Origin of the sequence: Sporosarcina ureae DSM 2281 (genome assembly GCF_000425545.1) — a bacterium.
GTDB lineage: Bacteria > Bacillota > Bacilli > Bacillales_A > Planococcaceae > Sporosarcina > Sporosarcina ureae.
In genome coordinates, this window is the sequence record NZ_AUDQ01000017.1 from 39,049 (window position 1) to 65,412 (window position 26,364).

25 protein-coding genes, 1 tRNA gene and 1 rRNA gene are annotated in these 26,364 nt (G+C 43.2%); 26 read left to right on the top strand and 1 reads right to left on the bottom strand.

The window, feature by feature from the left end:
* The first annotated feature begins 63 nt into the window (after positions 1-63).
* From spoVT to H605_RS0114500, 11 genes are all read left to right on the top strand, one after another.
* Positions 64-600, top strand: coding sequence for a stage V sporulation protein T (gene spoVT, locus H605_RS0114450; RefSeq protein WP_029054878.1), 537 nt, complete (start codon positions 64-66; stop codon positions 598-600).
* Between the two features lie 575 nt (positions 601-1,175).
* Complete coding sequence (locus H605_RS18030) at positions 1,176-2,381, top strand: NAD(P)-dependent malic enzyme (protein WP_037562171.1); 1,206 nt, start codon at positions 1,176-1,178, stop codon at positions 2,379-2,381.
* A 64-nt stretch (positions 2,382-2,445) separates the two neighbouring features.
* Positions 2,446-2,703 carry a hypothetical protein gene (locus H605_RS19255; RefSeq protein ID WP_029054879.1) on the top strand — a complete coding sequence of 86 codons (258 nt, stop codon included), beginning with the start codon at positions 2,446-2,448 and terminating at the stop codon, positions 2,701-2,703.
* A gap of 191 nt (positions 2,704-2,894) precedes the next feature.
* The gene (ytaF, locus tag H605_RS0114465; RefSeq protein WP_029054880.1) at positions 2,895-3,488 is read left to right on the top strand and encodes a sporulation membrane protein YtaF; all 594 of its coding nucleotides are present in this window, start codon (positions 2,895-2,897) and stop codon (positions 3,486-3,488) included.
* Between the two features lie 51 nt (positions 3,489-3,539).
* On the top strand, positions 3,540-5,132 hold the full coding sequence (locus tag H605_RS0114470) for a putative polysaccharide biosynthesis protein (RefSeq protein ID WP_029054881.1): 1,593 nt from the start codon (positions 3,540-3,542) through the stop codon (positions 5,130-5,132).
* 5 nt (positions 5,133-5,137) lie between these two features.
* Positions 5,138-6,598 carry a bifunctional methyltransferase/pyrophosphohydrolase YabN gene (gene yabN / locus H605_RS0114475; RefSeq protein ID WP_029054882.1) on the top strand — a complete coding sequence of 487 codons (1,461 nt, stop codon included), beginning with the start codon at positions 5,138-5,140 and terminating at the stop codon, positions 6,596-6,598.
* Positions 6,595-6,885 carry an RNA-binding S4 domain-containing protein gene (locus H605_RS0114480; protein ID WP_029054883.1) on the top strand — a complete coding sequence of 97 codons (291 nt, stop codon included), beginning with the start codon at positions 6,595-6,597 and terminating at the stop codon, positions 6,883-6,885. Before yabN ends, H605_RS0114480 begins: the two co-directional genes overlap by 4 nt.
* A gap of 164 nt (positions 6,886-7,049) precedes the next feature.
* The gene (gene yabP / locus H605_RS0114485) at positions 7,050-7,346 is read left to right on the top strand and encodes a sporulation protein YabP (protein WP_029054884.1); all 297 of its coding nucleotides are present in this window, start codon (positions 7,050-7,052) and stop codon (positions 7,344-7,346) included.
* Positions 7,343-7,828, top strand: coding sequence for a spore cortex biosynthesis protein YabQ (yabQ, locus tag H605_RS0114490; RefSeq protein WP_029054885.1), 486 nt, complete (start codon positions 7,343-7,345; stop codon positions 7,826-7,828). Before yabP ends, yabQ begins: the two co-directional genes overlap by 4 nt.
* 29 nt (positions 7,829-7,857) lie before the next feature.
* On the top strand, positions 7,858-8,271 hold the full coding sequence (locus H605_RS0114495; RefSeq protein ID WP_029054886.1) for an FtsB family cell division protein: 414 nt from the start codon (positions 7,858-7,860) through the stop codon (positions 8,269-8,271).
* Between the two features lie 121 nt (positions 8,272-8,392).
* The gene (locus H605_RS0114500) at positions 8,393-8,818 is read left to right on the top strand and encodes a S1 domain-containing RNA-binding protein (RefSeq protein WP_029054887.1); all 426 of its coding nucleotides are present in this window, start codon (positions 8,393-8,395) and stop codon (positions 8,816-8,818) included.
* Positions 8,819-9,351: 533 nt separating this feature from the next.
* On the opposite strand, the gene H605_RS0114505 is transcribed toward H605_RS0114500, so the two are convergent.
* A tRNA-Met gene (locus H605_RS0114505) sits at positions 9,352-9,425 on the bottom strand.
* Positions 9,426-9,633: 208 nt separating this feature from the next.
* Here H605_RS0114505 and H605_RS18035 point away from each other — a divergent pair.
* From H605_RS18035 to H605_RS0114580, 15 genes are all read left to right on the top strand, one after another.
* Complete coding sequence (locus H605_RS18035; RefSeq protein WP_051210614.1) at positions 9,634-12,033, top strand: SpoIIE family protein phosphatase; 2,400 nt, start codon at positions 9,634-9,636, stop codon at positions 12,031-12,033.
* A gap of 35 nt (positions 12,034-12,068) precedes the next feature.
* Entirely contained in the window at positions 12,069-13,478 is a 1,410-nt protein-coding gene (gene tilS / locus H605_RS0114515; protein WP_029054888.1) for a tRNA lysidine(34) synthetase TilS, read from the top strand.
* Positions 13,479-13,497: 19 nt separating this feature from the next.
* On the top strand, positions 13,498-14,040 hold the full coding sequence (gene hpt, locus H605_RS0114520) for a hypoxanthine phosphoribosyltransferase (RefSeq protein WP_029054889.1): 543 nt from the start codon (positions 13,498-13,500) through the stop codon (positions 14,038-14,040).
* 131 nt (positions 14,041-14,171) lie between these two features.
* The gene (gene ftsH, locus H605_RS0114525) at positions 14,172-16,184 is read left to right on the top strand and encodes an ATP-dependent zinc metalloprotease FtsH (RefSeq protein ID WP_029054890.1); all 2,013 of its coding nucleotides are present in this window, start codon (positions 14,172-14,174) and stop codon (positions 16,182-16,184) included.
* 138 nt (positions 16,185-16,322) lie between these two features.
* Entirely contained in the window at positions 16,323-17,087 is a 765-nt protein-coding gene (locus tag H605_RS0114530; protein ID WP_029054891.1) for a type III pantothenate kinase, read from the top strand.
* A gap of 12 nt (positions 17,088-17,099) precedes the next feature.
* Positions 17,100-17,969: an Hsp33 family molecular chaperone HslO gene (gene hslO / locus H605_RS0114535; RefSeq protein WP_029054892.1), complete on the top strand. Its 870-nt coding sequence runs from the start codon at positions 17,100-17,102 to the stop codon at positions 17,967-17,969.
* Positions 17,970-18,268: 299 nt separating this feature from the next.
* Positions 18,269-19,195, top strand: a complete 927-nt coding sequence (gene cysK, locus H605_RS0114540; protein ID WP_029054893.1) for a cysteine synthase A — start codon at positions 18,269-18,271, stop codon at positions 19,193-19,195.
* A 231-nt stretch (positions 19,196-19,426) separates the two neighbouring features.
* A complete protein-coding gene (locus tag H605_RS0114545; protein ID WP_029054894.1) occupies positions 19,427-20,068 on the top strand; it encodes a peroxiredoxin family protein in 642 nt (213 codons plus the stop codon).
* Between the two features lie 26 nt (positions 20,069-20,094).
* The gene (locus tag H605_RS0114550; protein ID WP_029054895.1) at positions 20,095-21,525 is read left to right on the top strand and encodes an anthranilate synthase component I family protein; all 1,431 of its coding nucleotides are present in this window, start codon (positions 20,095-20,097) and stop codon (positions 21,523-21,525) included.
* Positions 21,522-22,373, top strand: a complete 852-nt coding sequence (gene pabC, locus H605_RS0114555; RefSeq protein ID WP_029054896.1) for an aminodeoxychorismate lyase — start codon at positions 21,522-21,524, stop codon at positions 22,371-22,373. The genes H605_RS0114550 and pabC overlap by 4 nt, the downstream gene beginning before the upstream one ends.
* A 2-nt stretch (positions 22,374-22,375) precedes the next feature.
* Positions 22,376-23,227: a dihydropteroate synthase gene (gene folP, locus H605_RS0114560; protein WP_029054897.1), complete on the top strand. Its 852-nt coding sequence runs from the start codon at positions 22,376-22,378 to the stop codon at positions 23,225-23,227.
* Between the two features lie 21 nt (positions 23,228-23,248).
* Positions 23,249-23,617 carry a dihydroneopterin aldolase gene (folB, locus tag H605_RS0114565; RefSeq protein WP_029054898.1) on the top strand — a complete coding sequence of 123 codons (369 nt, stop codon included), beginning with the start codon at positions 23,249-23,251 and terminating at the stop codon, positions 23,615-23,617.
* Positions 23,614-24,129 (top strand): 2-amino-4-hydroxy-6-hydroxymethyldihydropteridine diphosphokinase, encoded by a 516-nt coding sequence (folK, locus tag H605_RS0114570; protein ID WP_029054899.1) that lies wholly within the window; start codon positions 23,614-23,616, stop codon positions 24,127-24,129. Before folB ends, folK begins: the two co-directional genes overlap by 4 nt.
* A gap of 160 nt (positions 24,130-24,289) precedes the next feature.
* Positions 24,290-25,780, top strand: a complete 1,491-nt coding sequence (gene lysS / locus H605_RS0114575; RefSeq protein WP_029054900.1) for a lysine--tRNA ligase — start codon at positions 24,290-24,292, stop codon at positions 25,778-25,780.
* A gap of 382 nt (positions 25,781-26,162) precedes the next feature.
* Positions 26,163-26,364, top strand: a 16S ribosomal RNA gene (locus H605_RS0114580); the annotation flags it as partial.

Genomic DNA, 26,364 nt, shown 5'->3' on the forward strand with positions numbered 1-26,364 from the left:
ACCAATGTTGATGCATACTGTTCTCAGAAATACATTTAATTTCGAGAAAGTGAGGCATTATACATGAAAGCAACGGGTATTGTCCGCAGAATTGATGACTTGGGAAGAGTAGTTATACCAAAAGAAATTAGGAGGACACTTCGCATTCGTGAGGGGGACCCTTTGGAGATATTCACTGATCGAGAAGGGGAAGTCATTTTAAAGAAGTATTCACCTATTTCAGAGCTTGGCGAATTTGCGGTGGAATATGCAGAATCACTTTATGAAACGATTGGTACTCCTGCGCTAATTAGTGACCGCGACGAGATGCTAGCGGTAGCAGGTCTTGCCAAGAAAGACTATATGAATCGACAGTTGGCCCCGATGTGCGAAGAAATCCTTAACGGCCGGTCTACTGTCATAGAGAAGCATGAGAAGACGGTAGAATGGGTGCCAGGTCAAGTGGAGCAGGTTAAATCTTATTGTGTTGTACCAATTATTACAAATGGCGACGCAATCGGTGCAGTCTATTTGCTATCAAAAGTTCATTTTGTTGGAGAGGTCGAGCAAAAAGCGGCAGAGATGGCAGCCAATTTCTTGGCAAAACAGATGGAAAGTTAAACGGATTTAATAAAAGTATTAAATTTTTAACCAAAACTCACAGTAGATGAATCTATTGTGAGTTTTTTGATGTGTAATTCAATAAAAATATAATTCGATATGCTGTTTTCAGATGAATGACAAGTAGAGAAAATTTATTTGACCTATAAATTGTAAGAATCACACACGATAATCTTACATATAATACCTATTCGAGCGGTTGTATGGTAGAAAAGATTTCAATATTTTTCATCAATTAAAAAGTGAAATATTTCACATACTACATACATAAATCGCTTTTTGGGATCGCTTTTCTTTACGTGAAGCATTTCACAAAAGCCCTTAGTGAAGGGCTTCACAAGGCATAAATTGAAAAGTGAAAGGTTTCACATACTACGAAAAATCATAAATGTCAAAACTTTTTTAAAAATATTTAAAAGCTATGAAAAACCCGAGATAGAAGTAATGTAACCGCTTACGAATTTTCAATTTTGGGAGTTGGTAGAAAATTGATGCTTGTGTTTACTTTGCGTTTGCGCTTATAATCACTACCAACACGAATGAACAACAAAAAACCAGACAGGGAGAGCGATATTATGAACAGGAATTACAAATCTTCTTTACACATGCATCAAATTCACAATGGAAAAATGGAAGTCGTTTCGAAAGTGCCGTTAGAGAATAAAGAGGATTTAAGTTTGGCGTACTCACCAGGAGTTGCCGAACCTTGTGTAGAAATCGCTCGAGACCCATCTCTTGCATTTGAATATACAATTAAAGGGAATTTGGTTGCGGTTGTGACAGATGGAACGGCTGTACTTGGACTCGGAGATATCGGTCCTGAAGCATCTTTGCCGGTAATGGAGGGGAAGGCTTTATTGCTGAAGCAATTCGCAGGGATCGACGCATTCCCGATTTGCCTAGATACAAAAGATGTAGATGAAATTGTAAATATAGTAAAGGCGATAAGCCCGACATTTGGGGCTGTAAACCTCGAGGATATCTCTGCTCCTCGCTGTTTCGAAATTGAACGGAGACTACGTGAAGAATGTAGTATTCCGATCTTCCACGATGATCAGCATGGTACAGCAATTGTAGTAGGTGCAGGATTACTAAACGCATTAAAGGTAGTTGGAAAAGAAAAGGAAGAAGTGAAAATCGTTTTGAACGGTGCGGGTGCTGCTGGAATTGCAATTACTAAACTATTATTGAGTATGGGCTTCGAAAACATTATTATGTGTGATTCAAAAGGCATTATTTATGAAGGCCGTGAGAATGCGATGAATGACATCAAGCATGAAATGTCACGCATCACGAACCTCGAGAAAGTCGAAGGTTCCTTAGCAGAAGCAATGAAGGGTGCAGATGTATTCGTCGGTGTATCTGTTGCGAACTTGCTAACGAAGGAATTGATTGCACTGATGAATACAGATCCAATCGTATTTGGACTGGCGAATCCAATGCCAGAGTTGAAGCCTGAATTGGCAGACGAATATGGAGTGCGTATTATTGCGACGGGTCGCTCTGATTATCCTAACCAAGTCAACAATGTCTTGGCATTCCCTGGAATCTTCCGTGGAGCACTGGATGTTAGAGCGACAGAGATCAATGAAGAGATGAAGCTTGCTGCGACATATGCGATTGCAGATTTAATCAACGATGAAGATCTACGCGATGATTACATCATTCCGGATCCATTTGATGACCGTATCCCAACAATTGTTGCACATGCAGTAGGAAAAGCTGCAATGCGCACAGGTGTATCCGTTGCAAAGGAACTGATTTTACCTAATCCCAGTTGAAGATGAATGATGAAACGTCTTTCCTATCAAGCATAGGGAAGACGTTTTTTATTTTATAAAGTAAGTGGTTGAGGAGAAATTAGCATGGTTCGATGTTTTAGATGGACTCTTGGTCATTGGTTCGAGGATTATTGATGTGTGCGGGGGTGACGGCGCTCATAAATTCTCACAAACGCTCATAGTTCATGTTTATCCGCTCTATGATGCGCGGCTTCCGCTCTATCTACATGCACAACCGCTCTATCACAATCTGCAACCGCTCATACTTGCCGCGCAACCGCTCAAAGCGTTTACGATCTCGTCTGGTCTTGACCTTAAATAAGTAAAAATCATCATAACTTCAGTCAATCCCTACAATAAAGTTTCAAGCTACTTGTAGTCTGCGGCACAAATCCCAACCCAGCCTCCCCAAGCCTATGGAAAAAACTGATTCTTTTATGCGCCTAGCGCACACACGCCTCCCTCATAGTGCACGTATAGTATGATAAAACCAAATAGGCTGGAGGGAGCGGAATGACTTGGCTACTGATCGCAGGGTTTGCAATTTCATCTAGCATTGACAACTTTGGAGTCGGACTTTCATACGGGGTACAGAGGGTCCGCATTCCATTCACGTCAAATGCACTCATTGCGGCAATTTGTTTTATCTTTAGTTTGATCGGCATCATCTCCGGTGCGTGGCTGGCCGAAATGTTACCCGGCATACTACCTGATCTCATAGCATTTGCTGTACTTAGCGTCATTGGAATACGCATCATGATAATCGCCTTTCGTCAACAAAGAAAACATCAAGCGAATGTGTTCAGTGAACCGGAAAAGATGGATTTTGACGGATCTTCACATATTAGTCTTGGGGAAGCATTGCTACTCGGTATTGCGCTTTCTGCGAATGCATTAACGAACGGTGTTGGAGCAGGTCTTTTGGCATTGTCGCCGATTGCAATCGCATTATCTGCGGCTGTTGGCAGTTATATAACATTGTCTATTGGTGTGGGATTGGGTGCGAAACTGGCAGGTGTACAAATTGGTAAGATGTCAGTAGGGCAGTTCGGAACATTCATGAGTGGTGTCATAATTTTATTGATTGCGGTCACACGCCTACTCTGACATGATGAGATGGTATACTAGAAATCATTATTGAGTGAAAGAGGCGCGTATATGGCGTTGACTAAATGGAATATGAAGTCGTTTATGAAAGGTGCATCGATTTTAACTATTGCCGCTATCATCGTCAAAGTGCTGAGTGCGGTTTATCGTGTGCCATTTCAAAACTTAGTTGGAGATAAAGGATTCTATATTTATCAGCAAGTATATCCATTCATCGGGATATTTATCGTTTGGACGTCTTCGGGTTTTGCTGTCGCGGTGTCTAAGCTGCTTGCGGAAAGCAAAGGTCCTGGGGAGTCACGTGGGATTTTACGCGTGTCACTCGCCTATCTTCTCGTTTTATCTATAGGGATTTTTCTGCTATTGCGTTCTGGTTCAACTTTTTTTGCTGAATTAATGGGAGACACCGCCCTGGCACCTGTTTTGCAAACCGGTGCGTATATCGTTCTCGTACTACCGTTCCTGGCTGTACTAAAGGGTGTCTTTCAATCGGAAGGGCAAATGATACCTGTAGCCATTTCAAACGTCTCAGAGCAGTTGTTCAGAGTAATCATTGTTCTGGCGGGTACGTGGATTGCAATACGTGCGGGAATATCGCTTTATAAAATAGGGGAAATTACAATGTGGGCGGCGATCGCAGGTGAAGTGGTAGGTGTCTTACTCTTGACGTGGTTTTTCCTACAACGGGAAAGTATGCCGGTAGCTACTGTAAAGCCGTGGCGTGTGATCAAAGATCTGACCAAAATTAGCATCGGCGTTAGTGCAAGTTCATTAATTTTGTTAGTATTTCAATTGGTGGATTCTTTCACGGTCTATAACGCATTAGTTGAAGCGGGTGCAATGAGTGAGGCTGCAATGGAAATGAAAGGCGTCTATGATAGGGGACAGCCGCTTGCGCAAATGGGTATTTTGCTTGCATCTACGTTGGCGTTGGCGCTCGTGCCGTTAATCGCGCACCATGCATCCAAAGGTGATGGACGAGGCGCGTTACCGTTCATTAGTTTGACGTTCCGGACATCTATTTTATTCGGCTGGGCTGCGACGATAGGATTGGTTCTCGTACTCCCTTTTGTCAATGAAATGTTGTTTCAAACACGCACAGGATCTGTCGCGCTAATCATCTTCTGTATCCAGATTTTCTGGTTGTCGATTATTTTACCACTGACAGCTATCCTTCAAGGGAGCGGAAAAGTGCGTGAGCCGCTGCTACTCATGTTGCTTGGCGTCGTAATAAAACTGTCGACTACGCCACTGATGGTTCGACAATATGGTATTGAAGGCGCTGCTGTATCAGGCGCTATTTCGTTCGCGCTCGTTGCTGTATTATTGATTATTTACTTTAAGAGATTTTGGAAGTTTCCATTGGCTTCGCGACGTTTTTATACCGTGCTGATTAGCGCAGGCGTTGCAATGGCGGGGGTATTAATTCCTTGGATGCTTTTAGCGAACTATTGGCTGTTTGACGGTCTATCCTCACGCGCAAGTTCAACGTTAACTGCACTGTCAGCTGTCGCCATTGGAGCAATCATATTCCTTTTCGTCATCTTGAAATCACGTATAATGAAGGAAAAAGAGTGGTACTTACTGCCTTTTGGAAAGCGATTGGCGACCGCTCAACTATGGCTAACTAAAAATAGAAGGTGAATTATGTGAATAAAATAACAGTTATCGGCCTTGGTGCGAGTGATTTAGAACAACTGTCACTAGGTACGTACCGATTATTGAAACAAGCGGACCATCTCTATATTCGTACGGAAGAACATCCCGTCGTTGCAGAATTACGTTTAGAAGGATTAAAAATGGAAAGCTTTGATTCGATTTATGAAGCAAATGATTCATTTGAAGACGTCTATCAGCAAATCGTCGATAAACTTCTTGAACTGAGTGCGCAACAGCCAATTACATACGCTGTGCCAGGTCACCCGCTTGTAGCGGAACGTACGGTCCAATTATTGATTGAAAAAGAACGAACAGGTGAGATTGAGCTTCATATCGCAGGCGGCAGTAGCTTTTTGGATCCAATTTTTACGGCGCTGCGTATCGATCCGATTGAAGGTTTCCAATTGCTAGACGGTACGGACTTAAAACGGGACGACGTGCGCATGGATCAGCACGTATTAATTGGACAAGTGTATGATGCATTTGTCGCTTCTGATGTAAAATTGTCTTTGATGGAGAAATATCCCGATCATCACGTCGTCACAATCGTTACGTCGGCGGGTTCCCGAGATGAAAAATTGACAGAAATACCGCTATTTGAGCTTGACCGTGCAGTGACGTTGAATAATCTAACGACTGTCTATGTACCACCGCTACTAGATCACGAACAACGACTGAAAGAGTGGAGTTCATTAAGGGACATCATCGCCACGTTACGTGGACCAGACGGTTGCCCTTGGGACCGCGAGCAAACGCATGAATCATTGAAGCGCTATTTAATCGAAGAGTCCTTTGAGTTAATTCAGGCCATCGATGAAGAAGATGACGACGCAATTATTGAAGAACTAGGAGATGTTTTACTACAAGTCTTCCTCCATGCACAAATCGGGGAAGACAATGGGTACTTCTCAATGGAAGACGTACTCGAAACTGTCGGGTCCAAAATGATACGACGTCATCCACACGTATTTTCGCAAACGCAAGCTGACACAACCGAAGAAGTGTTGACGAACTGGCAAGCCATCAAGGAGTTGGAAAAACCGAAACCGTCTACGCTGTTAGAAGGACAAGAACGTTTGGCATCTTCCTTGCTGACATCTTATAATTACCAAAATACCGCAGCCAAAGTGGGATTTGACTGGCCTTCCATAGAAGGAGCTTTCGACAAGTTTCAAGAAGAGTGGATAGAATTTCAAGAAGAAGTGAAGAGTGGCGGGCCGGAGCAACAGCTAGATGAGCTTGGTGACGTACTGTTCACTATCGTCAACATTGCAAGATTCCTAAAGATCTCACCAGAAGAGGCCATGTGGCACGCCAATGAAAAATTCAAATCTCGTTTCCAGTCCGTAGAGCAATCTGTGAAACAAGGAAGCGGAAAATTTGAAGACTATACATTAGATGAACTAGAAGAATTCTGGCAACAGGCCAAACGAAAGGAAGAATCCAAATGAGACTCGATAAATTTCTAAAAGTATCTCGCTTTATCAAACGCCGGACGCTGGCGAAGCAAGTGGCTGACCAAGGCAGAATTACGATTAATGGGAAAGTGGCCAAAGCGTCCTCGGTCGTCAAGCCGGGTGATGAGCTGTCAATCCGCTTCGGCCAGAAGATTGTCAATGCTACGGTAAATGAGCTGAAAGCATCGACTAAAAAAGAAGATGCAGCAGGTATGTATACGATCACTAGCGAAGAACGCTTAGAGAAAGTGGAACTTGAATTTGTAGATGACGAAGAGTAAAGCTATGTAACGAAGAGGCAGCCTGACATCAGGTTGTCTTTTTTAATAGACAGGCCAAAGGGGGCTAGAATATAGGATTTGCACTTCAACTTAAAAACAGCTTGTCATGTTTGGCCAAGCCTCTGCATAGGATATGGGGAACGTACTAGAGAAGGGGGACGCATATGCAGATTCAAACAGACAGCTCGATGTATACTATTCCATCAGGAGACCACGTAGTGACGATGCGCAATCGCAAAAGAATGGACCTCACATCCGTGAAAACGATCGACCGCTTTGACCAGGAGGAATTTCTCGTTAGAACATCGCTGGGCGTATTGCAAATCCGTGGGGAGGAACTGCGTATTGTACATCTAGATGTGGACAAGGGCCTACTTACGCTTGAAGGTACTGTCCAAACACTTCAATACGATGACGAAGAAGCAGGCTCGCGCAATTTCCTCCATAAATTATTCGGATGAGTCTATCCGTCCAGTTCTTCAGTCTATTGGCGATGATCGGGACAGGGATTACTGCTGGAATTGTAATGGATTTATTCGGAACCATTGTCGCCGCGTGCGATAACCGTTCGTTCATTAGAAGATGGGCATTCTGGTTGGAATGCCTTATCTGGATTGCGTTGGGAATGGTGTCGTTTTGGGTATTAATCATGGTGCGCGACGGGGCATGGAGAATGTATGACCCTGTTGCACAGGTTAGTGGATTGTTATTGTATGCAGCAATCTTCCATCACCCTGTGAGAATCATAGGTAGGCTACTGTTACTTGTGGTGCTTAGGCCGATTTGGCTCATCATTCGTCTTGTCTACCTAATGATTCAACGTATTTTCTATTTAATTTTCTCTATTCTGTCACTAATCACGTCGCCGTTTATAAGATTAGTAAAGAACATAGGGAAATTCCTTCAAAATAAAGGCAGAGTACTATATAATAGATTGCACTAGTAGAATTACGTCAGAAAGGTGTGTGCGCCATGAAAAAAACACAGAAGCCCTCAACAAAGAATGTGACATCAATCGATACAGACTATGTGCGCTCCATGCAAAAAAAAGAAAATTTTAAGAAAGCGCAACAAAAACGTCTGCGTAATCGGTTGGCTGTATTTTTTGTTATCGTCTGTGTGGTTGCTGGAAGTTTATTCAATATGAATGCAGGACAGAAAGAAATCCTGGCCGCCAAACATAAGGAAAAAGCCCAAGCAACAGCTACACTAGAGGATTTGAAAGAACAGCAAGAACAACTGAATAGGCAATTGATTCGTTTGGATGATGACGAGTACATTGCTAAACTCGCACGCAAAGAATACTTTCTGTCTGAGTCCAATGAGATCATTTTTTCCATTCCTGATAAGAAAAAAGAGTCAGAAAAAGACATAAGAAAAGAGTAGTCATGTTGACACTCTTTTTTTGTTGGCTATAATATAGGTAGGAGCCTGTAAAATACAGGCACTGCCAATATGGTTGATAGGCTTACGAGCCGCTTAAAACTTAAGGAGGAGCATTTTTTTTATGTCAATTGAAGTAGGCAGCAAGTTAGAAGGTAAAGTAACCGGGATCACAAATTTTGGGGCATTTGTTGAATTGCCAAGCGGATCCACAGGATTAGTCCATATTAGTGAAGTAGCTGACAATTATGTCAAAGATATTAATGATCATTTAAAAGTCGGCGATATGGTTGAAGTCAAAGTAATGAATGTGGGATCTGACGGTAAAATCGGGCTTTCCATCCGTAAGGCTAAACCTGAGTCAGAACAACGTCCACAGCGTCCACAACGTCCAACTAGACCTCGTCAAGGAAGCAAACCGAGCTTTGAACGACCAGAGAATTTTGAGCAGAAGATGGCAAAATTCATGAAGGACAGCGAAGAACGTCTAACTACCTTAAAGAGAGCGACAGAGTCCAAGCGTGGCGGTCGTGGAGCCAGAAGAGGATAACTTGCTGACTGATTCAACTGTAAACTAAAATTAGATGACATCCTATACGTATGTTCCGCACTATGGAGCATGCGTTTTTGTATGCCGAAAATTAAGAGGCGAAAGTTAGGCATCTTTGATTAATGTTATAGCTCAGCGTTCGACAGGTCGTTTAATACTAACATTAGTGAGTATTCATGTTCTCGACCCGCCCTTCCGCAGGGGATTGCCTCCAGCCATGAGCCAGCTGTGGGTAGTGCTACCATTTGTCTCATGACCACGGCTCCCAGCAGTTGTGGCTCTCGCGAAGGCCAACCGCTAGAGCATAAATGGTGACAGTGAAATTACCACTTATGCTACAAGCAAAACCTAGATCAAACACAAAAAGCACGTGCAAGAACCACAACCCGGAGCTGCATCTTACACACGCTTAACAGAATTGTAATCCAACAAGCACTTCATCAACGTTAAAATTAGTGCATATCCATTCCTCAGACTATTCTTCCAAACAAAAAACCCTCTGCCTAGGCAAGAGGATTTTTGCATTTCTATTATAGCGGCGGAGGGATTCGAACCCACGACCTTTCGGGTATGAACCGAATGCTCTAGCCAACTGAGCTACACCGCCAAGACATACGCACGTTGATATTATACAATTTCCAACGCAACGTCTCTTATCATACTAGGCATTTGAACAACTGTCAACACCTCTTTTGCTTAAAAATAAACATACGGAATACGTCGAAATGTTTTGTGAATATGCCGCCACGAACAGACAAAATTTCTCGCGAATCCCATGTATAGTTTTATGTAAGAGAACATAGGGGGTATGGGAAATGAAAATGATTGACAATATGGAGAGACCAATTGTGCAGATGTTCAGGGCTTACTGGCAAGAACTGATGAATAGAAAAGTATACTTGTTAACTGCTCTTCTATTCTTAGTAGGATCATTCTTTCTATCGCAAGCAGTAGTATTCGATATGGCAGTACCATTCTTCTTGCCGATTTGGGCGTTGGCTAGTATGCGTTACCGTCAACACATGATCTATGTATTTATAGGGGGCATGGCGGGCAGCGCGTTTCTTGGGGTGGGACAAGCTGTCATTCATTTAGCACAATTGTTACTGTTTCATTCAATCATTAAAATTCCAGTCGTGAAGAGATCCATTCCGATCGCTGTGGCAGGAGCAATGATTATACCGCAATTAGTCTGGCAGCTTGTAAAGTACGGTGACGGGATGTTGCCTTTGGCGATTCAGTTGTCGATAGGGTTAGAAGCATTGCTTGCATTGTTCATGACAATTTTCATGTTACTAGCTTTTCCTTCTATAGAAAGAATGCTGTATGGACCATGGAATCCTGAGCAGATCAGTGCGATGTGTATTGTGGGAGCGCTGGCAGCTACCGGGATGGGAGGATTCCAAATTGGTGCGGTATCTGTTGCGGGGGTCTTCTTATTTTTAGCGATATTTGTAGCCGCCGTAGTAGGGGGAGTACCGTTCGCTACAACTGTCGGTATGATTATCGCATTGATAATAGGTGTATCAGAGTTGTCCTTTACGGGCATGATGGCGTTATATGGTATGACGGGATTACTAGCGGGTTCATTAAAACGCTTTGGAAAGCTTGGAGTCATCACCGGCAGTGTCTTTGTTTCGCTCTTCTTCCTTCTATATGATGCGACACTGCCTCTGGATACCGTTCACTTTTCCACGGTTGGTGCTGCGGCCTTACTGTTCATATTGATTCCTTCACGCAAATTAAGCCAAATACGACAAGTTTTATTGCCGAAACAAGAAGGAATATCCGAAAAACGACAGCAATGGCTGGCGGATAAACTAGATGGTCAGTTGGCGGAGTTCCAGCAATTTGCTCATTTCATGTCAACGCTCGTGAATGATCGTCTGTCTCCTGAAGAGGAAGTTGCGGCGACAAGTCAAGTGCCGTCTATTTGTCAATCCTGTTTTCGTTACCGAAAGTGTTGGGAGAACGAAGAGGACGGTATAGAACCATTGATTGATGAATGGGAAACAACCTATTCAGCAACGAAAAAGGCGGCTCGTGTACGAGTTGAACAGCAGATGAAGTACAAATGTCTACGTTTTAAGGGACTAATGAATGAATTGGAAGAGAGAGGGGCCAATAAGTTATTGATGGGGCAGTTACAACATGGACGAAAAATGTTAGCCTTGCAATTGCGCGATATGAGTACTCATATTGAAAAAGTTATGAGAGAGGTAAAGGAAGACCTAACTACGTATAAGTTGGCTGAAGAAGAGCTTGCGAATCGTTTACAATCACAAGCAATAGAGTTTTTCCAAATCGATATTTTATCGGAAGAACGGGGTGCCTGCAGAATTGTAATTTCTGTACCGGAAAAAAAGGCGGATTTTGAAGCGGAAACGACTGTTGGAGAGTATTTATTACTGCCGATCTTGGAGCAAATGTACGAAGAGCCGATGCATATTTCAAAATCGACTTATCAGCCGTTTCCATTTCCGCACGTACAATTGACCTTTAGTTCTGCCGTTCGTTTTTCGCTCGAATATGATATCGTCACGACGGCAGGAAAAGGATCGTTCAACGGTGGTGATGCGTATGAGTTATTCAAGATTCATGACGGATTGTCAGCTGTACTGTTATCAGACGGAATGGGACAGGATATCAATGCATACCACGAAAGTAGAAAGGTAATCCGACTGATGCGGGAATGCTTGGGTCAAAAAATGGATCCTGAAACTGCTATCCACACATTGCATTATATGATGGCATTGAATGGACTGGATGATATGTATGCAACGCTCGACTTGGCGTTAATTGATTTACAGGAAGGGCGACTGTGGTCGTGGAAAGCTGGTTCGATGAGTACTTACATTAAAAGAAGTGACGAGTGTATCCGGTTAGACAGCAAAACCGTACCATTTGGCTTCTTGCCATCATTTTCAATAGAGGCAAAGAATGAAAAGCTAAAGTCAGGTGATATCGTCGTTATGACAACGGATGGAATATTTAATGGAGATATACCGCTTGATATCCAGGAAGACGTGATGAATCAAACGATAGAACGTTTTAAAGATATGGATTGCCGAACGATTGCCGATCAAGTAATGATGGAGATGGAGCGTGTATTTGAGTCAGTGGAAGATGATCGTACGATTCTTGTAATGAAGGTTGGCCATATTGTGCCAAAGTGGTCAAAAGCTAATAAGCAACCTCGAATCATTTCTAGCTAAACAATGTTAGAATAGAGAGAGGAGGGAGATGGATCATGAAAAGTTTGCAGCAAAAGGTATTGAAGTTTATCGACAAGCAAACGTTGATTCCTCCCGGCTCTCGTGTATTAGTCGCGTGTTCGGGTGGTGTGGATTCCATGGCACTGCTTCACTTTCTTGCGACGCACCAGCAATCTTTGGTCATTGAAGTGGCGGCCATCCATGTAGATCATATGTTACGTGGGGTTGAATCTGCTGAAGATGCGTCTGTTGTGAAGCAACTGTGCAAGGAATTCGGGCTACCCTTTTATTCTGAACAAGTACCTATTCCGGCTATCTTAGAAAGCCAGGGCGGTAATATGCAACAAGTGTGTCGGCAACAGCGTTATGCGTGTTTCGAACAAACAATGGAAAGTGAGCGGTTTACCGTTCTCGCAACGGCCCATCATGCGGAAGACCAACTGGAGACAGTGCTGATTCAATTAAGTAAAGGGCAATCATTAAATGGTATGCCGATCCAGCGGTTGTTTCATTCGGGGAAAATTATACGTCCATTCCTTCCATTAAAAAAGAGCGAATTGTACACGTATGCGTCATATCACAAAATAAACTTCCGAGAAGATCCAAGTAACCAGCAAGATAATTATCTGCGTAATCGTATGCGGCATCACATACTACCAATCTTGATAGACGAAAATCCATCCGTCGCGGTCAATACAGTCAGACAAACAGAACAACAGCAAGCGGATGAACTTTTGCTAAATGAGCTAGCCGATCAACATTGGCGATCGATTGTTACGTATACGGATGAGCAGCTTCCCTCTTTTCAACGGGAGGCATTTCTTGCTATTCCCTACGCTTTACAAAAGCGCGTGATTCAACTACTATTAAAATGTCTAACTAACCCAGCAACAGAGAACGCTGAGTGGCATTTTGCATTAGTGGATGAACTGTTACAACACATTACGAACTCGGCTGGGAATATCACAATTGATTTGGCGTATGGCTATCGGTTTGTCAGGGAATATGATAAACTGCTAATTACAAAAATGGATATAGATACAGCGTCTCTTCGTCCAAAAGTACTTGCGAAAGGTACTTGGCATACGTGGGGGAATATTCAGTTTTACTGGCATCATGCCAACGCACATATGATCGAAGAACTCTTACCATCAGATGAGGTCAGGTATTTCCAATTACCTGAGTCAGAACTTCCGTTAACTGTACGGCTTCGGATGACCGGAGACAGAATGTTGATCAAAGGAATGTCCGAGACAAAACGTGTCAAGCGGATATTGATTGATGAAAAGATAGGAATTAGGCAAAGGCAACAGCAGCCTGTCATTACGACGGCAAGCGGTACTGTGTGTGCAGTACCCGGTGTACGGTACAGTGAGATGTTTTCACACCGCCAACTAGAAGGCGATTCATACATATGGATTACGCGAGAAGGCGAGACAAGATAAAATAGAGGGGGACGGGCCGATGATCGCGCAAGATATCGAGCATGTTTTAATTTCAGAAGAGCAACTAGAAGAGAAAGTCCGAGAACTCGGAGCAACATTGACTGAAGAGTACCGTGAAAAATTCCCATTAGCAGTGGTTGTACTTAAAGGTGCATTACCATTCATGAGTGACTTGATCAAACGCATTGATACGTATATCGAATTAGATTTCATGGATGTTTCTAGCTATGGAAATGCGACAGTTTCATCAGGTGAAGTGAAAATCATCAAAGATTTGAACACAAGCATAGAAGGCCGCGATGTGTTGATTATTGAAGATATTATCGACAGCGGAAAAACATTGAATTACTTAGTGGAACTGTTTAAATACAGAAAAGCAAATTCCATCAAGATTGTTACGTTGTTGGATAAGCCGACAGGACGTAAAGTAGATTTAAAAGCAGATTATGTAGGTTTTGATGTACTAGACGCATTCGTAGTGGGGTATGGGTTGGATTATGCGGAGAAATACCGCAACTTACCGTATATCGGCGTATTGAAAAAGGAAATCTACTCTTTCTAACAGGAGTGTAATGAACCGAATTGAAGGCTGTTTTTTAAAAGGCATTTCTTTTGTTAAGTAGTGTCAATCTATGCTAAAATTTACAATAGTTTTCTGTTTAGTTTTTGTTGAATGAGATGAGGAGGCTTGGGATGAATCGAATACTTCGATACTTTCTTTTATATGGATTAATCTTCCTAGCAATAATGGGGATTTTCAGTTCGCTTAACAATCCAAATCCGAAGATGAAACCAATTCGGTATGATGAATTCGTCACAGCGCTGGAACAGGGGAAAGTTGAAAATGCAACTTTTCAGCCATTGCAGCTTGTGTATGAAGTAAAAGGGGAAATGGCCGGCTACGAAAAAGGTGAAACTTTCGTAACGAATATTCCAGAAAATGATATGGACAGTATTGGTGAGATTGTCAAAACGACAAGTACCGAGATTGACATCCTACCGCCAAAAGAAACAAGCGCGTGGGTATCGTTCTTTACAGGACTCGTACCATTCATAATTATTATTATCCTTTTCTTCTTCTTGCTGAACCAATCACAAGGCGGCGGTGGCGGCAAGGTGATGAACTTCGGGAAAAGTAAAGCGAAACTGCAATCAGACGATCGAAAGAAAGTACGTTTCAATGATGTTGCAGGTGCAGATGAAGAAAAAGCTGAGCTCGAAGAAGTCGTGGACTTCTTGAAAGATGCCAGTAAGTTTGTGGAGTTAGGTGCACGAATTCCAAAAGGGATTTTGCTAGTAGGACCTCCAGGTACAGGTAAAACATTGCTTGCGCGTGCAGTTGCAGGTGAATCAGGTGTACCATTCTTCTCGATTTCAGGTTCTGATTTCGTAGAGATGTTCGTAGGTGTAGGGGCTTCCCGAGTGCGTGACTTGTTCGAGAATGCCAAGAAAAACTCACCATGTATTATCTTTATCGATGAAATTGACGCGGTTGGACGTCAACGCGGAGCCGGCTTAGGCGGCGGTCACGACGAGCGTGAGCAAACGTTGAACCAGTTGCTAGTAGAAATGGATGGCTTTGAAGGAAACGAAGGTATTATTATCGTTGCTGCTACAAACCGTCCGGATATTTTAGACCCGGCACTTCTTCGTCCGGGACGCTTTGACCGTCAAATTACGGTTGGTCGTCCAGATGTTAAAGGAAGAGAAGCTGTGTTGAAAGTTCACGCGCGTAACAAACCGCTTGATGAAACAGTTGATATGAAAGCTCTTGCTCAACGTACTCCAGGATTCTCTGGTGCAGACCTTGAGAACTTATTGAACGAAGCGGCTCTTGTAGCGGCGAGAAGAAATAAACAGAAAATCGATATGTCCGATATTGATGAAGCAACGGATCGCGTTATTGCAGGCCCTGCGAAAACAAATCGTGTCATTTCGAAAAAGGAACGAAACATTGTCGCGTTCCACGAAGCGGGTCACGTAGTCGTGGGCTTAATGCTTGATGACGCAGAAATCGTCCATAAAGTAACTATTGTACCTCGTGGGCAGGCTGGCGGATACGCAGTTATGCTTCCGAAAGAAGATCGCTACTTTATGACAAAACCTGAACTCCTCGACAAAATTGCAGGTCTTCTAGGTGGGCGTGTATCAGAAGAAATCGTCCTTGGCGAAGTATCAACCGGTGCACATAATGACTTCCAACGTGCTACAGGTATTGCCCGTTCGATGGTTACAGAATACGGAATGAGCGATAAAATCGGTCCGATGCAGTTTGGTCAGACGCAAGGCGGTCAAGTATTCCTTGGACGTGACTTCAACTCTGAGCAAAACTATTCTGAAGCGATCGCATACGAGATTGACTCTGAAATGCAAACAATAATTAAAGAACAATACGAACGCACAAGACAAATTTTAACTGAAAACCGAGATTTGCTTAATCTGATCGCTACGACTTTATTGGAAGTCGAAACGTTGGATGCGGAACAAATCAATCACTTGAAAGATCACGGTACCTTGCCTGACCGTCCATACGAAAACAACGAGGGTAGTAATGTTGACAAGAAAGTTGTAGAAGAATCCCCTGTGGAAACTACAACTCCGGATAGCACGGGTGCACCATCTGACCCGTCAATCGGTGACTTGCCAAGTGAAGGTGGAGCGGTAGATAAGACGCTGCCATCTATTGACGAAGAACGCAGAGACTAAGCGAACCCAACAGCCGACTGTATACAGTCGGCTGTTTTCTTATGAAGGGAAGTGCGTTCGGTACACATTCACAGTATCTGCATGTGAAATTATGATATGATGTACGGGAAAAAGTCAAAGTAAGAGGGGACAGCGACTATGTTATTAGTATTAGATACAGGCAATACGAATATTGTGTTAGGTGTATATGAAGGGGATCAATTGAAGCACCACTGGCGGATGGAAACCTATCGACATAAGACAGAAGACGAATACGCTATGCAAGTAAAGGCGATGTTCCAGCATGTGGGGCTTTCATTTACTGACATCACAGGCATTATTATTTCTTCTGTAGTGCCGCCTGTTATGTTCCCTTTAGAGCAAATGTGTAAAAAGTACTTTAATCAAAAGCCGATGGTCGTTGGACCGGGTGTGAAAACAGGATTAAATATCAAATATGAAAATCCCCGCGAAGTTGGTGCGGACCGAATTGTTAATGCGGTGGCAGCCATTAGGGAATACGGTAGCCCGCTCATTATCGTAGATTTTGGAACGGCGACTACGTATTGCTATGTTAATGAACATGGCGAATACATGGGCGGATCTATTGCGCCTGGTATTAAGATATCTATGGAAGCATTGTTTGATCGTGCCTCTAAATTACCGCGCGTTCAACTCGCTCGGCCGGAACATGTAGTAGGTAAAAATACGGTTGCTGCCATGCAGTCGGGTATAATATTTGGATACGTTGGCCAAGTAGAAGGAATCGTCAACCGTATAAAAGAAGATTGCGAAGTACAACCTACTGTGATCGCAACAGGTGGGATGGCGGATTTAATTGCATCTGAAACCAAAGTGATTGATATTGTGGATGACTTCCTGACGCTTAAAGGATTACATCTGATTTATGAAAGAAATTTGTAAGGAGAGAATAAAATGACAACAGATTATTTAGTAAAAGCATTAGCCTTTGAGGGGCAAATTCGTGCATATGCAGTACGTTCAACAGAAACGGTAGGAGAAGTGCAACGTCGTCACCAAATGTGGCCGACAGCGACTGCTGCTCTTGGGCGTACGATTTCAGCAGCGGTCATGATGGGTGCTATGTTAAAAGGTGATGACAGCATTACAGTGAAAATCCAAGGCGATGGTCCACTAGGCCCGATTGTTGTGGATGCTAATGCAAAAGGAGAAGTTCGTGGTTATGCAACGTACCCACAAACGCACTTGCCATTGAATGAACAAGGGAAATTAGACGTTCGTGGAGCAGTGGGTACGGAAGGTATGCTGTCTATCGTAAAGGATCTAGGGTTGAAAGATTACTTTACAGGGCAAGTACCGATTATTTCCGGGGAAATTGCTGAAGACTTCACCCACTATATGGTAGTATCTGAACAAGTGCCATCGGCTGTTGCTTTAGGGGTACTCGTGGATCCAGATAACACGGTTAAAGCATCAGGCGGATTTATTCTGCAAGTCATGCCAGGAGCTACGGAAGAGACAATTGAATTGCTGGAAGGAAGAATCGCAAACATGACGGCAATTTCCACTATGATTGACAATGGACTGACACCTGAAGGAATCCTAACAGAAGTACTAGGTCAGGAAAACGTAGAATTCCTCTCTAAAGTAGATGTGAAATTTGATTGTGAGTGTTCCAAAGAACGCTTTAGCGAAGCGATTAAAGGACTTGGGGCTGAAGAAATCCAAGCGATGATAGATGAAGATCATGGTGCAGAAGCGCAATGCCACTTCTGTCTGGAAAAGTATGAATTCTCTGAGCAAGAACTACAAGAATTACTTTAATCAGAATCTAAATTACTCACCCGTTACCGTTCGTGTTTTACGGTGGCGGGTAATTTAATAATCTATGCAAACTTATAAATTCAATATAGAAAGCGCTACCAATATCCGCACAAGTATTGTAAGCATAAATGAATACAGACTTATATATACATCGACAAAGGACTTGGCGTTCAACCTGTTTAGTGAGAAAGTGATAAACTGTAATCTTCTGAATGATATTATTGACAAGTGAAATAGAAGGTAGTAACATTAAGTCAATAAAACATATTAAAATACTGGGTATTAGGAGCGGATGACAAATGAGTAGAGTGGGAAATTCAGTTATTGATTTAGTAGGTAACACACCATTAGTAAAATTAAATCGTTTAACAGGTGCAGATGATGCAGATGTGTATTTGAAACTAGAATTTTTCAATCCTGGCTCAAGCGTCAAGGACCGTATCGCGCTTGCTATGATCGAGGCAGCGGAAAAAAACGGTAAATTAAAAGAAGGTAGCACAATCATTGAACCGACAAGCGGAAACACAGGAATTGGACTTGCGATGATCGCAGCGGCTAAAGGGTATAAATCTGTACTTGTTATGCCTGACACGATGAGTTTAGAGCGACGCAACTTACTCCGCGCATACGGAGCTGATTTAGTACTAACTCCAGGTGCTGAAGGGATGAAAGGCGCAATCTCAAAAGCTGAGCAACTAGCAGAAGAAAACGGTTGGTTCTTGCCGCAACAGTTCAATAATGAAGCAAATCCCGAAGTTCATCGTTTGACAACGGGGCCGGAAATCGTCAATGCTCTAGATCAAGTAGATGCATTTATCTCGGGAATTGGTACGGGTGGTACGATTACAGGAGCGGGTGAAGTGTTGAAAGAACATTTCCCTGGAGTTCGTATCGTAGCGGTAGAGCCGGAAGATTCAGCTATATTATCTGGTGGTAAGCCGGGACCACATAAAATTCAAGGGATCGGTGCGGGATTCGTGCCGGAAGTTTTAGACACGGCTATCTATGATGAAATTATCAAAGTCTCTAATGATGATGCGTATACGTTTGCGCGTCGTGCGGCTCGTGAAGAGGGGATCCTTGGAGGCGTATCTTCAGGTGCGGCGATTGCGGCTGCGTTGCAAGTGGCAAAGAAGCTAGGTAAAGGCAAGACAGTTGTGGCGATCATCCCATCTAACGGAGAGCGTTACTTAAGCACACCTCTTTATCAGTTTGACGAAGAGTAAAAGATTAAGTATCGCGGGAGCCTTCTGCTAGCGCTGCAGTGGTTCTGAAGACATAATTGTATCCTTTGCACATATGAAACTGACGCTAGAAGTAGTAAGTTGCTTCTAGCGTCAGTTTCTTTTTATATCCAGTAACGAAATGGCGTAATCTTCAAGTTGTTATCAGCGGGTAAAATTCTGTATAATTAAGACGAACCAACCTAGTTATACATAGAACAGAGGAGGCTCACTGTGAATAAAAAGTGGAGCATAATAGTTTCAGTTATAATTGTGATTGTCATGGGTACTATTATTTTCTTATTGAATAAGGAAATTAAAGAGGAAACGGGCGGCCTTCCGGGTTATGAGGATTTGAATATGGAAAGTTTGCCGAAAGATGTGGTAGATCGTTTGCCGGAGGATTGGCAAACGACTACGGACACTGATAAGCCTGGGCTAGCGAAGGGGGACTTAGCGCCGGATTTCGAATTGACTACATTGTCAGGTGATACGGTCAAGTTATCTGATTATCGTGGCAAGACGGTCATGTTGAACTTCTGGGCATCATGGTGTCCGCCATGCCGTTCAGAAATGCCGCATATGGAAAACTACTATACAGACAATAAAGAGTCTGACGATATGGAGATACTCGCGGTCAATATGACGAAAACAGAGAAGAATAAGATAGAGAGTGCGAAAGAATTTGTCGATGAATACAATTTAACATTCCCGATTTTATTGGATAAGGATAGCGAAGTCATGAAAATGTATCAGATAAAAGTCTATCCGACTTCGTATATCATCAATAAAGATGGTGTGATTACAGATAAAGTGATGTTGCCGTTGGATGATACTATGATTAAACAGTTAATAGAGGAAAGTAACGCAGAGTGAATACTAGAGACGCAGGGGGAACTAGCATGAATACAGTAGCCTATCAGACGGCTTCAATGACAAAAGACGAATTCTTTTATGCCTATCGTCAACTTGCGACAGAGATAGAACGACATGTTTTATTGGAGAGTGGTCGTGGCGGGAAGATGTGTGTGGCGGGACTTGATCCACTTGTGACGTTCAACGCAACCAAAACAGGCCTACGTTTAGAGTGGCGTGATGGCAAAGAAGAATGGCTGACGGGAGAAGATCCGCTAGTCTTGCTGAATGATTTTATGGGGCAATATAACCTGGAGCATCAGAGAGGCTTGCCTGCCTATCAAGGTGGGCCGATCGGGATGGTCAGTTACGATTATGTCAGACGCTATGAGACATTACCGGTACTTGCGAAGGATGATTTGGCGACACCTGACGTATTCTTTTATCTCTTTGATCAATGGGCTGTGTTTGATATAGAGAATAACGATGTCTATTTTATGACATTGCCTGAGAAGCAGCATGCACTGGGAAATATGGTGAATGAATGGGCGGAAGCATCACAAAAAGGTCTGCAACATCGTCAATTTACTACTGGACAAGCAGTAGATGTGGACGTTACTGAAGAAGATCTTCAAGTTTCTGTAACAGGAGAGCAGTTCGAGCAGATGGTGCGCGATGTACAGCAATTCATTGATGATGGGGACGTTGTGCAAGTGAATTTGTCCGTACGTCAGTCAAAACCACTTGGAGCTCCTTCTTTGTTGATGTATGAAGCATTGCGTTCGTTCAATCCATCACCTTACATGGCCTATATGGCGGCGCCAGATTTTGAAGTGGTCTCTGGTTCTCCAGAGCTGTTGTTGAAAAAGCGCGGAACTGAATTGAGTACACGTCCGATCGGTGGCACGCGAAAGCGTGGGATGACGGAAATGGAAGATCTAGCTTTACAGGAAGAGTTGGTATCGAATGCCAAAGAAATAGGTGAGCACAAGATGCTTGTTGACCTCGAATGTGCAGACTTTCAAAGGATCTGTCAGGAAGGCACAGTAGAAGTCGATGAATTCATGGTCGTCGAAAAGTATTCGCACGTCATGCATTTGGTATCAAATGTTCGTGGTACTGCGTCTTCTGAAGATCTGGCACCTATTATGCAAGGTGTATTCCCTGGTGGCTCAATTACGGGAGATCCTAAATTGCGTACGATGGAAATCATTGAAGAACTGGAACCGACGCGTAGAGGGCTCTACACAGGGGCAATGGGTTGGATTGGTTTCAATGGAGACCTAGAGCTGAATATCACCATTCGTACAGCGTTCATTCAAGGTGGTATTGTGCATATCCAAGCGGGTGCGGGTTTAGTACCTGATTCGAATCCTGCTGCTGAATATCAAGAGTCTCTAAATAAAGCAAAAGCATTGTGGCAAGCGAAAGAAATGGCGGAGTTGGCGACTCGTAGAGAAAGTGGGCAACTGCATTGATTTGCTGGATTAACGGTAAGCAAGTAGTCGCGGAAGAATTACAGGTATCCCCTTTTGACCATGGATTTCTTTACGGGCTAGGATTTTTCGAAACGTTCCGTACATATGAAGGTCGAGTATTCCTTTACAAATCGCATATGATTCGCTTACGGTCGGCATTGGCTGATTACCGTATTGAAATGCGGTATAGTGATGAAGAAATTCTATCGGCAATTCATTCTTTGTATAAAGAGAATGGCTATGAGGACGGTTATTACCGATTAAATGTATCGGCGGGTGTGCATAATATCGGGCTAGCACCTACACAATATGAACAACCGAATGTACTGATCTTCCAAAAATCACTTCATCTTCCACCCGTACATACTGAAAAAGATGGCGTTTGGCTTGCAACAACGCGTAATGAACCGGAAAGTGTCGTTCGTCATAAGTCACATCAGTATGCGAATAATGTTAAAGGACGCCTAGAATTAACTTCGTTGAAAGAAACAGAAGGCCTATTTGTTACTTCGGACGGCTATGTGGCAGAGGGCATTACATCGAATGTGTTTTGGGTGAAACAAGGCCAGTTGTATACACCTTCATTGGAGACGGGAATTTTACCTGGTACGACGCGGGCGTTTGTCATCGAAATGGCCGGGGAAATCGGATTGCCTATCCATGAAGGCTTGTATATGCAGGATGAGCTTGAATCGGCGGATGAAGTATTCATTACCAACGCGATTCAGGAACTAGTTCCGATTCGCCAAGTAGGAGAAGTACTGTTTTCCGGCAAGGAAGGATCGGTCTATCAACGATTGCATGCCGGTTACCAACAAGCTGTCAACCGAATGAAAGTGAGTGACTAGTAATGAAATTATCAAAAGCGCGTGCATCTTATAGACTGGGTAAAACGACGATTAATTTTGCGGAAGAAACGGTGATTATGGGGATATTGAATGTCACACCGGATTCGTTCTCGGATGGCGGGAAATATGGCCAGCAAAACCCGGCACTTGAACATGCACGGAAAATGCTTGCTGATGGTGCGAAAATCATCGATATTGGCGGAGAGTCTACTCGTCCGGGGTACACGCCTGTATCAGTCGAAGAAGAAATTGCGCGTGTTGTACCAATAATCGAGTTGCTTGCGAAAGAACTTGGCTGCGTAATTTCAATTGACACGTCAAAGGCAGCCGTGGCGGAAGCGGCGATTATGGCGGGTGCAAGTATAATTAATGATGTATGGGGTGCGAAGCGGGAACCGGCGATCGCGGAAGTGGCGGCGCGCTATGGCGTACCTATCATTTTGATGCATAACCGTGAAAATCGTGATTACCAGCTACCGTTCATGGAGGCTGTTATAGAAGACTTGCAGCAGAGTATCGATATTGCAAAGCGGGCGGGGGTTAGTGAAGAGATGATCTGGTTGGATCCAGGCATCGGCTTCGCGAAAGATCTCGAGCAGAATATATTAGCGATGCAAGGGTTGTCTTCGATTGCGAATCTTGGGTATCCAGTTTTGCTCGGTACATCACGTAAAGGCATGATCGGTAAAGTACTCGATCTACCAGTAGAAGAGCGTATAGAGGGTACGGGTGCGACGGTTTGCTACGGTATTGAGCACGGCGGACATATTATGCGTGTTCATGATGTAAAGGAAATCTCACGTATGGTCAAGATGATGGATGTATTGACGAAGAAAGCAGCATACACTGGGTAAGCGATAAAATGGAGGGATTTCATGGATTATATTCATTTGAATGATATGGAGTTTTACGGTTACCACGGCGCATTGCCTGAAGAGAATAAGCTCGGACAGCGTTTTCGGCTGACGGTATCATTGGCGACGGATCTTGCGAAAGCCGGACAGACGGACGATTTATCGAAAACAATGAATTATGCAGAAGTGTATGAGATGTGTAAGAATATCGTAGAAGGGGAAGCGGTTCATTTGATCGAGACGGTGGCTGAAACAGTGGCGGGAACGATCATGACGGACTTTGCGGAAAAAGTAAATGGTGTGCGGGTCTTGCTTATAAAGCCAGATCCACCGATTCGTGGACATTACTCATCCGTTTCCGTAGAAATCACGAGGGGGCGTTTTTCTTGAATAACGCCTACTTGTCACTGGGGTCGAATATAGGTGATCGCCTCGAACATTTACAGCACGCAGTACAATTGTTAAATGAACACTCTTCTATTAACGTGTTACAAGTTTCTTCCGTATATGAGACCGAGCCTGTCGGATTAACGGAACAGGCGAAGTTTTTAAATGTTGTAGTAAGGCTTGAGACTACATTAGAAGCAACGGAATTATTGAGTGCGTGCCAATCTATTGAAAATAAGCTTGGCAGAATGCGAAAAATACGTTGGGGCCCACGTACGGTAGACTTGGATATTTTGCTATATAACGAGGAACACATTCAATTGGAGAATCTGATTATTCCGCATCTCCGTATGCAAGAGCGGGCATTCGTGCTTGTACCGCTAGTTGAGATTAATGAGGATGTAAAGAATCCTACAACAGGAACACTTTATCGTGAAGAGCTAGCGATAAAGGAAGACGGAGTGAATCTTTGGAAAAAGGTTGGACAAGTCGAAGAGTTTTTACGAAAAGGTTGAACGTCGAATGACCAAACTGCTCTATAATAGGGCAGTTTTTTCTATACAATAGAATGAGATAACTGTTTGTCCTTTTGTTAGGCCTGGAATTTGTGTACAATAGTTGCAGACGACTGATCCTGGGAAGAGGGACGGTCAAAGTATGAAGGAGTGAAAGGAAATGTCCAATATGGATGAAATGAATGATCAGCTTTTGGTGAGACGCCAGAAGATGAATGATATACGTGAAGATGGTTTGGATCCGTTCGGTCAGCGTTTTGAACGAACACACCTGACAAGTGAGATACGCTCTAATTATGAGGAGCAAACAAAAGAAGAGTTGGAAGAAAACGAGCATGAAGTAACCATTGCTGGTCGTATTATGACAAAGCGTGGGAAAGGTAAAGCAGGATTTGCTCACATCCAAGATCTTGGAGGTCAAATCCAGATTTACGTGCGTCTAGACGCTATCGGTGAAGAAGCATATAAGCTATTTACCTCTGCAGACCTCGGAGACATAGTCGGCGTTCAAGGCATTATTTTCAAAACAAAAGTAGGAGAACTTTCTATTAAAGCAACAAAGTTTACATTCTTAACGAAAGCACTGCGTCCATTGCCTGAGAAATTCCATGGTCTACAAGACGTAGAACAACGCTATCGTCAGCGCTATCTAGATTTAATATCAACAGAAGGTAGCAAAGAAACTTTCATTATGCGTAGTCGAATCATTCAATCCATGCGTCATTACTTGGATGGACAAGGCTTCCTTGAAGTAGAAACGCCTATGCTCCACTCAATAGCAGGGGGAGCAGCAGCCCGCCCATTCGTTACACATCACAATACGCTTGATATGACATTGTATATGCGAATCGCTATCGAACTACATCTAAAGCGCCTGATCGTTGGAGGCCTTGAGAAAGTATATGAAATCGGACGGGTATTCCGTAATGAAGGAATGTCCACTCGTCACAACCCTGAATTCACAATGATTGAGTTATATGAGGCATACGCGGATTACAATGACATCATGGAACTAACAGAAAATCTAGTAGCGCATATCGCACAAGAAGTACTTGGAACTACTACTATCCAGTATGGTGATGATCAAATTGAATTAGCGCCGCGCTGGAAGCGACTGCACATGGCAGACGCAGTCAAGGAGTTTACAGGCGTAGACTTCTGGCAACAACTCACGAAAGAACAAGCGCATGAACTAGCTAAGGAACATAACGTACAAGTAACTCCTTCTATGGAAGTAGGTCATGTTCTGAATGAATTCTTCGAGCAAAAAGTAGAAGAAGAACTTGTCCAGCCGACATTCATCTATGGACATCCAGTAGAAGTGTCTCCACTTGCAAAGAAGAATCCGGAAGATCCGCGATACACAGATCGTTTCGAGCTATTTATCGTACGTCGTGAACACGCGAATGCCTTCACAGAGTTAAATGATCCGATCGATCAGCGCGAACGGTTCGAATCGCAGCTGGTAGAGAAAGAGCAAGGAAACGATGAAGCGCATGAAATGGATGAAGATTTCATTACAGCATTAGAATATGGACTACCGCCAACAGGTGGACTTGGCATCGGAATCGACCGTCTCGTTATGTTGTTGACGAACTCACAATCGATCCGCGACGTGCTGTTGTTTCCTCAAATGCGTCCTAAAGACTGATATGACAGCTCCAATAGCAATATTGGAGCTGTTTTTTTATTGCCTAAATGCAGTATTTTAATAGAATGTAAAAGAAAATCAAAAAGAATTAAAGAAAACACTTGCGTTATTTAAAAACGGGTGGTATATTTATGAAGTTGCTTTTGAAGTTAGCGACTTAGCGAAAAACATAACGAAAAAGTTTTTCGTAAAAAGTGTTGACAACAAAACAGCGAGATGTTATTATAAGAAAGTTGCCTCTTACGAGAGACCAACCGAATGAACCTTGAAAACTGAACAGCAAAACGTTAACGAAATACAGTTTATGCATCTAACGATGACATAAACAAAATGAGTATCTTAATTGATGCCAGCAAATGAAACTCGAGCTAATCGAATTTCTCTTATGGAGAGTTTGATCCTGGCTCAGGACGAACGCTGGCGGCATGCCTAATACATGCAAGTCGAGCGAACTGTTGGAAGCTTGCTTCCTTCAGTTAGCGGCGGACGGGTGAGTAACACGTGGGCAACCTGCCCTTCAGATGGGGATAACTCCGGGAAACCGGGGCTAATACCGAATAATCCATTCTCTCGCATGAGAGAAT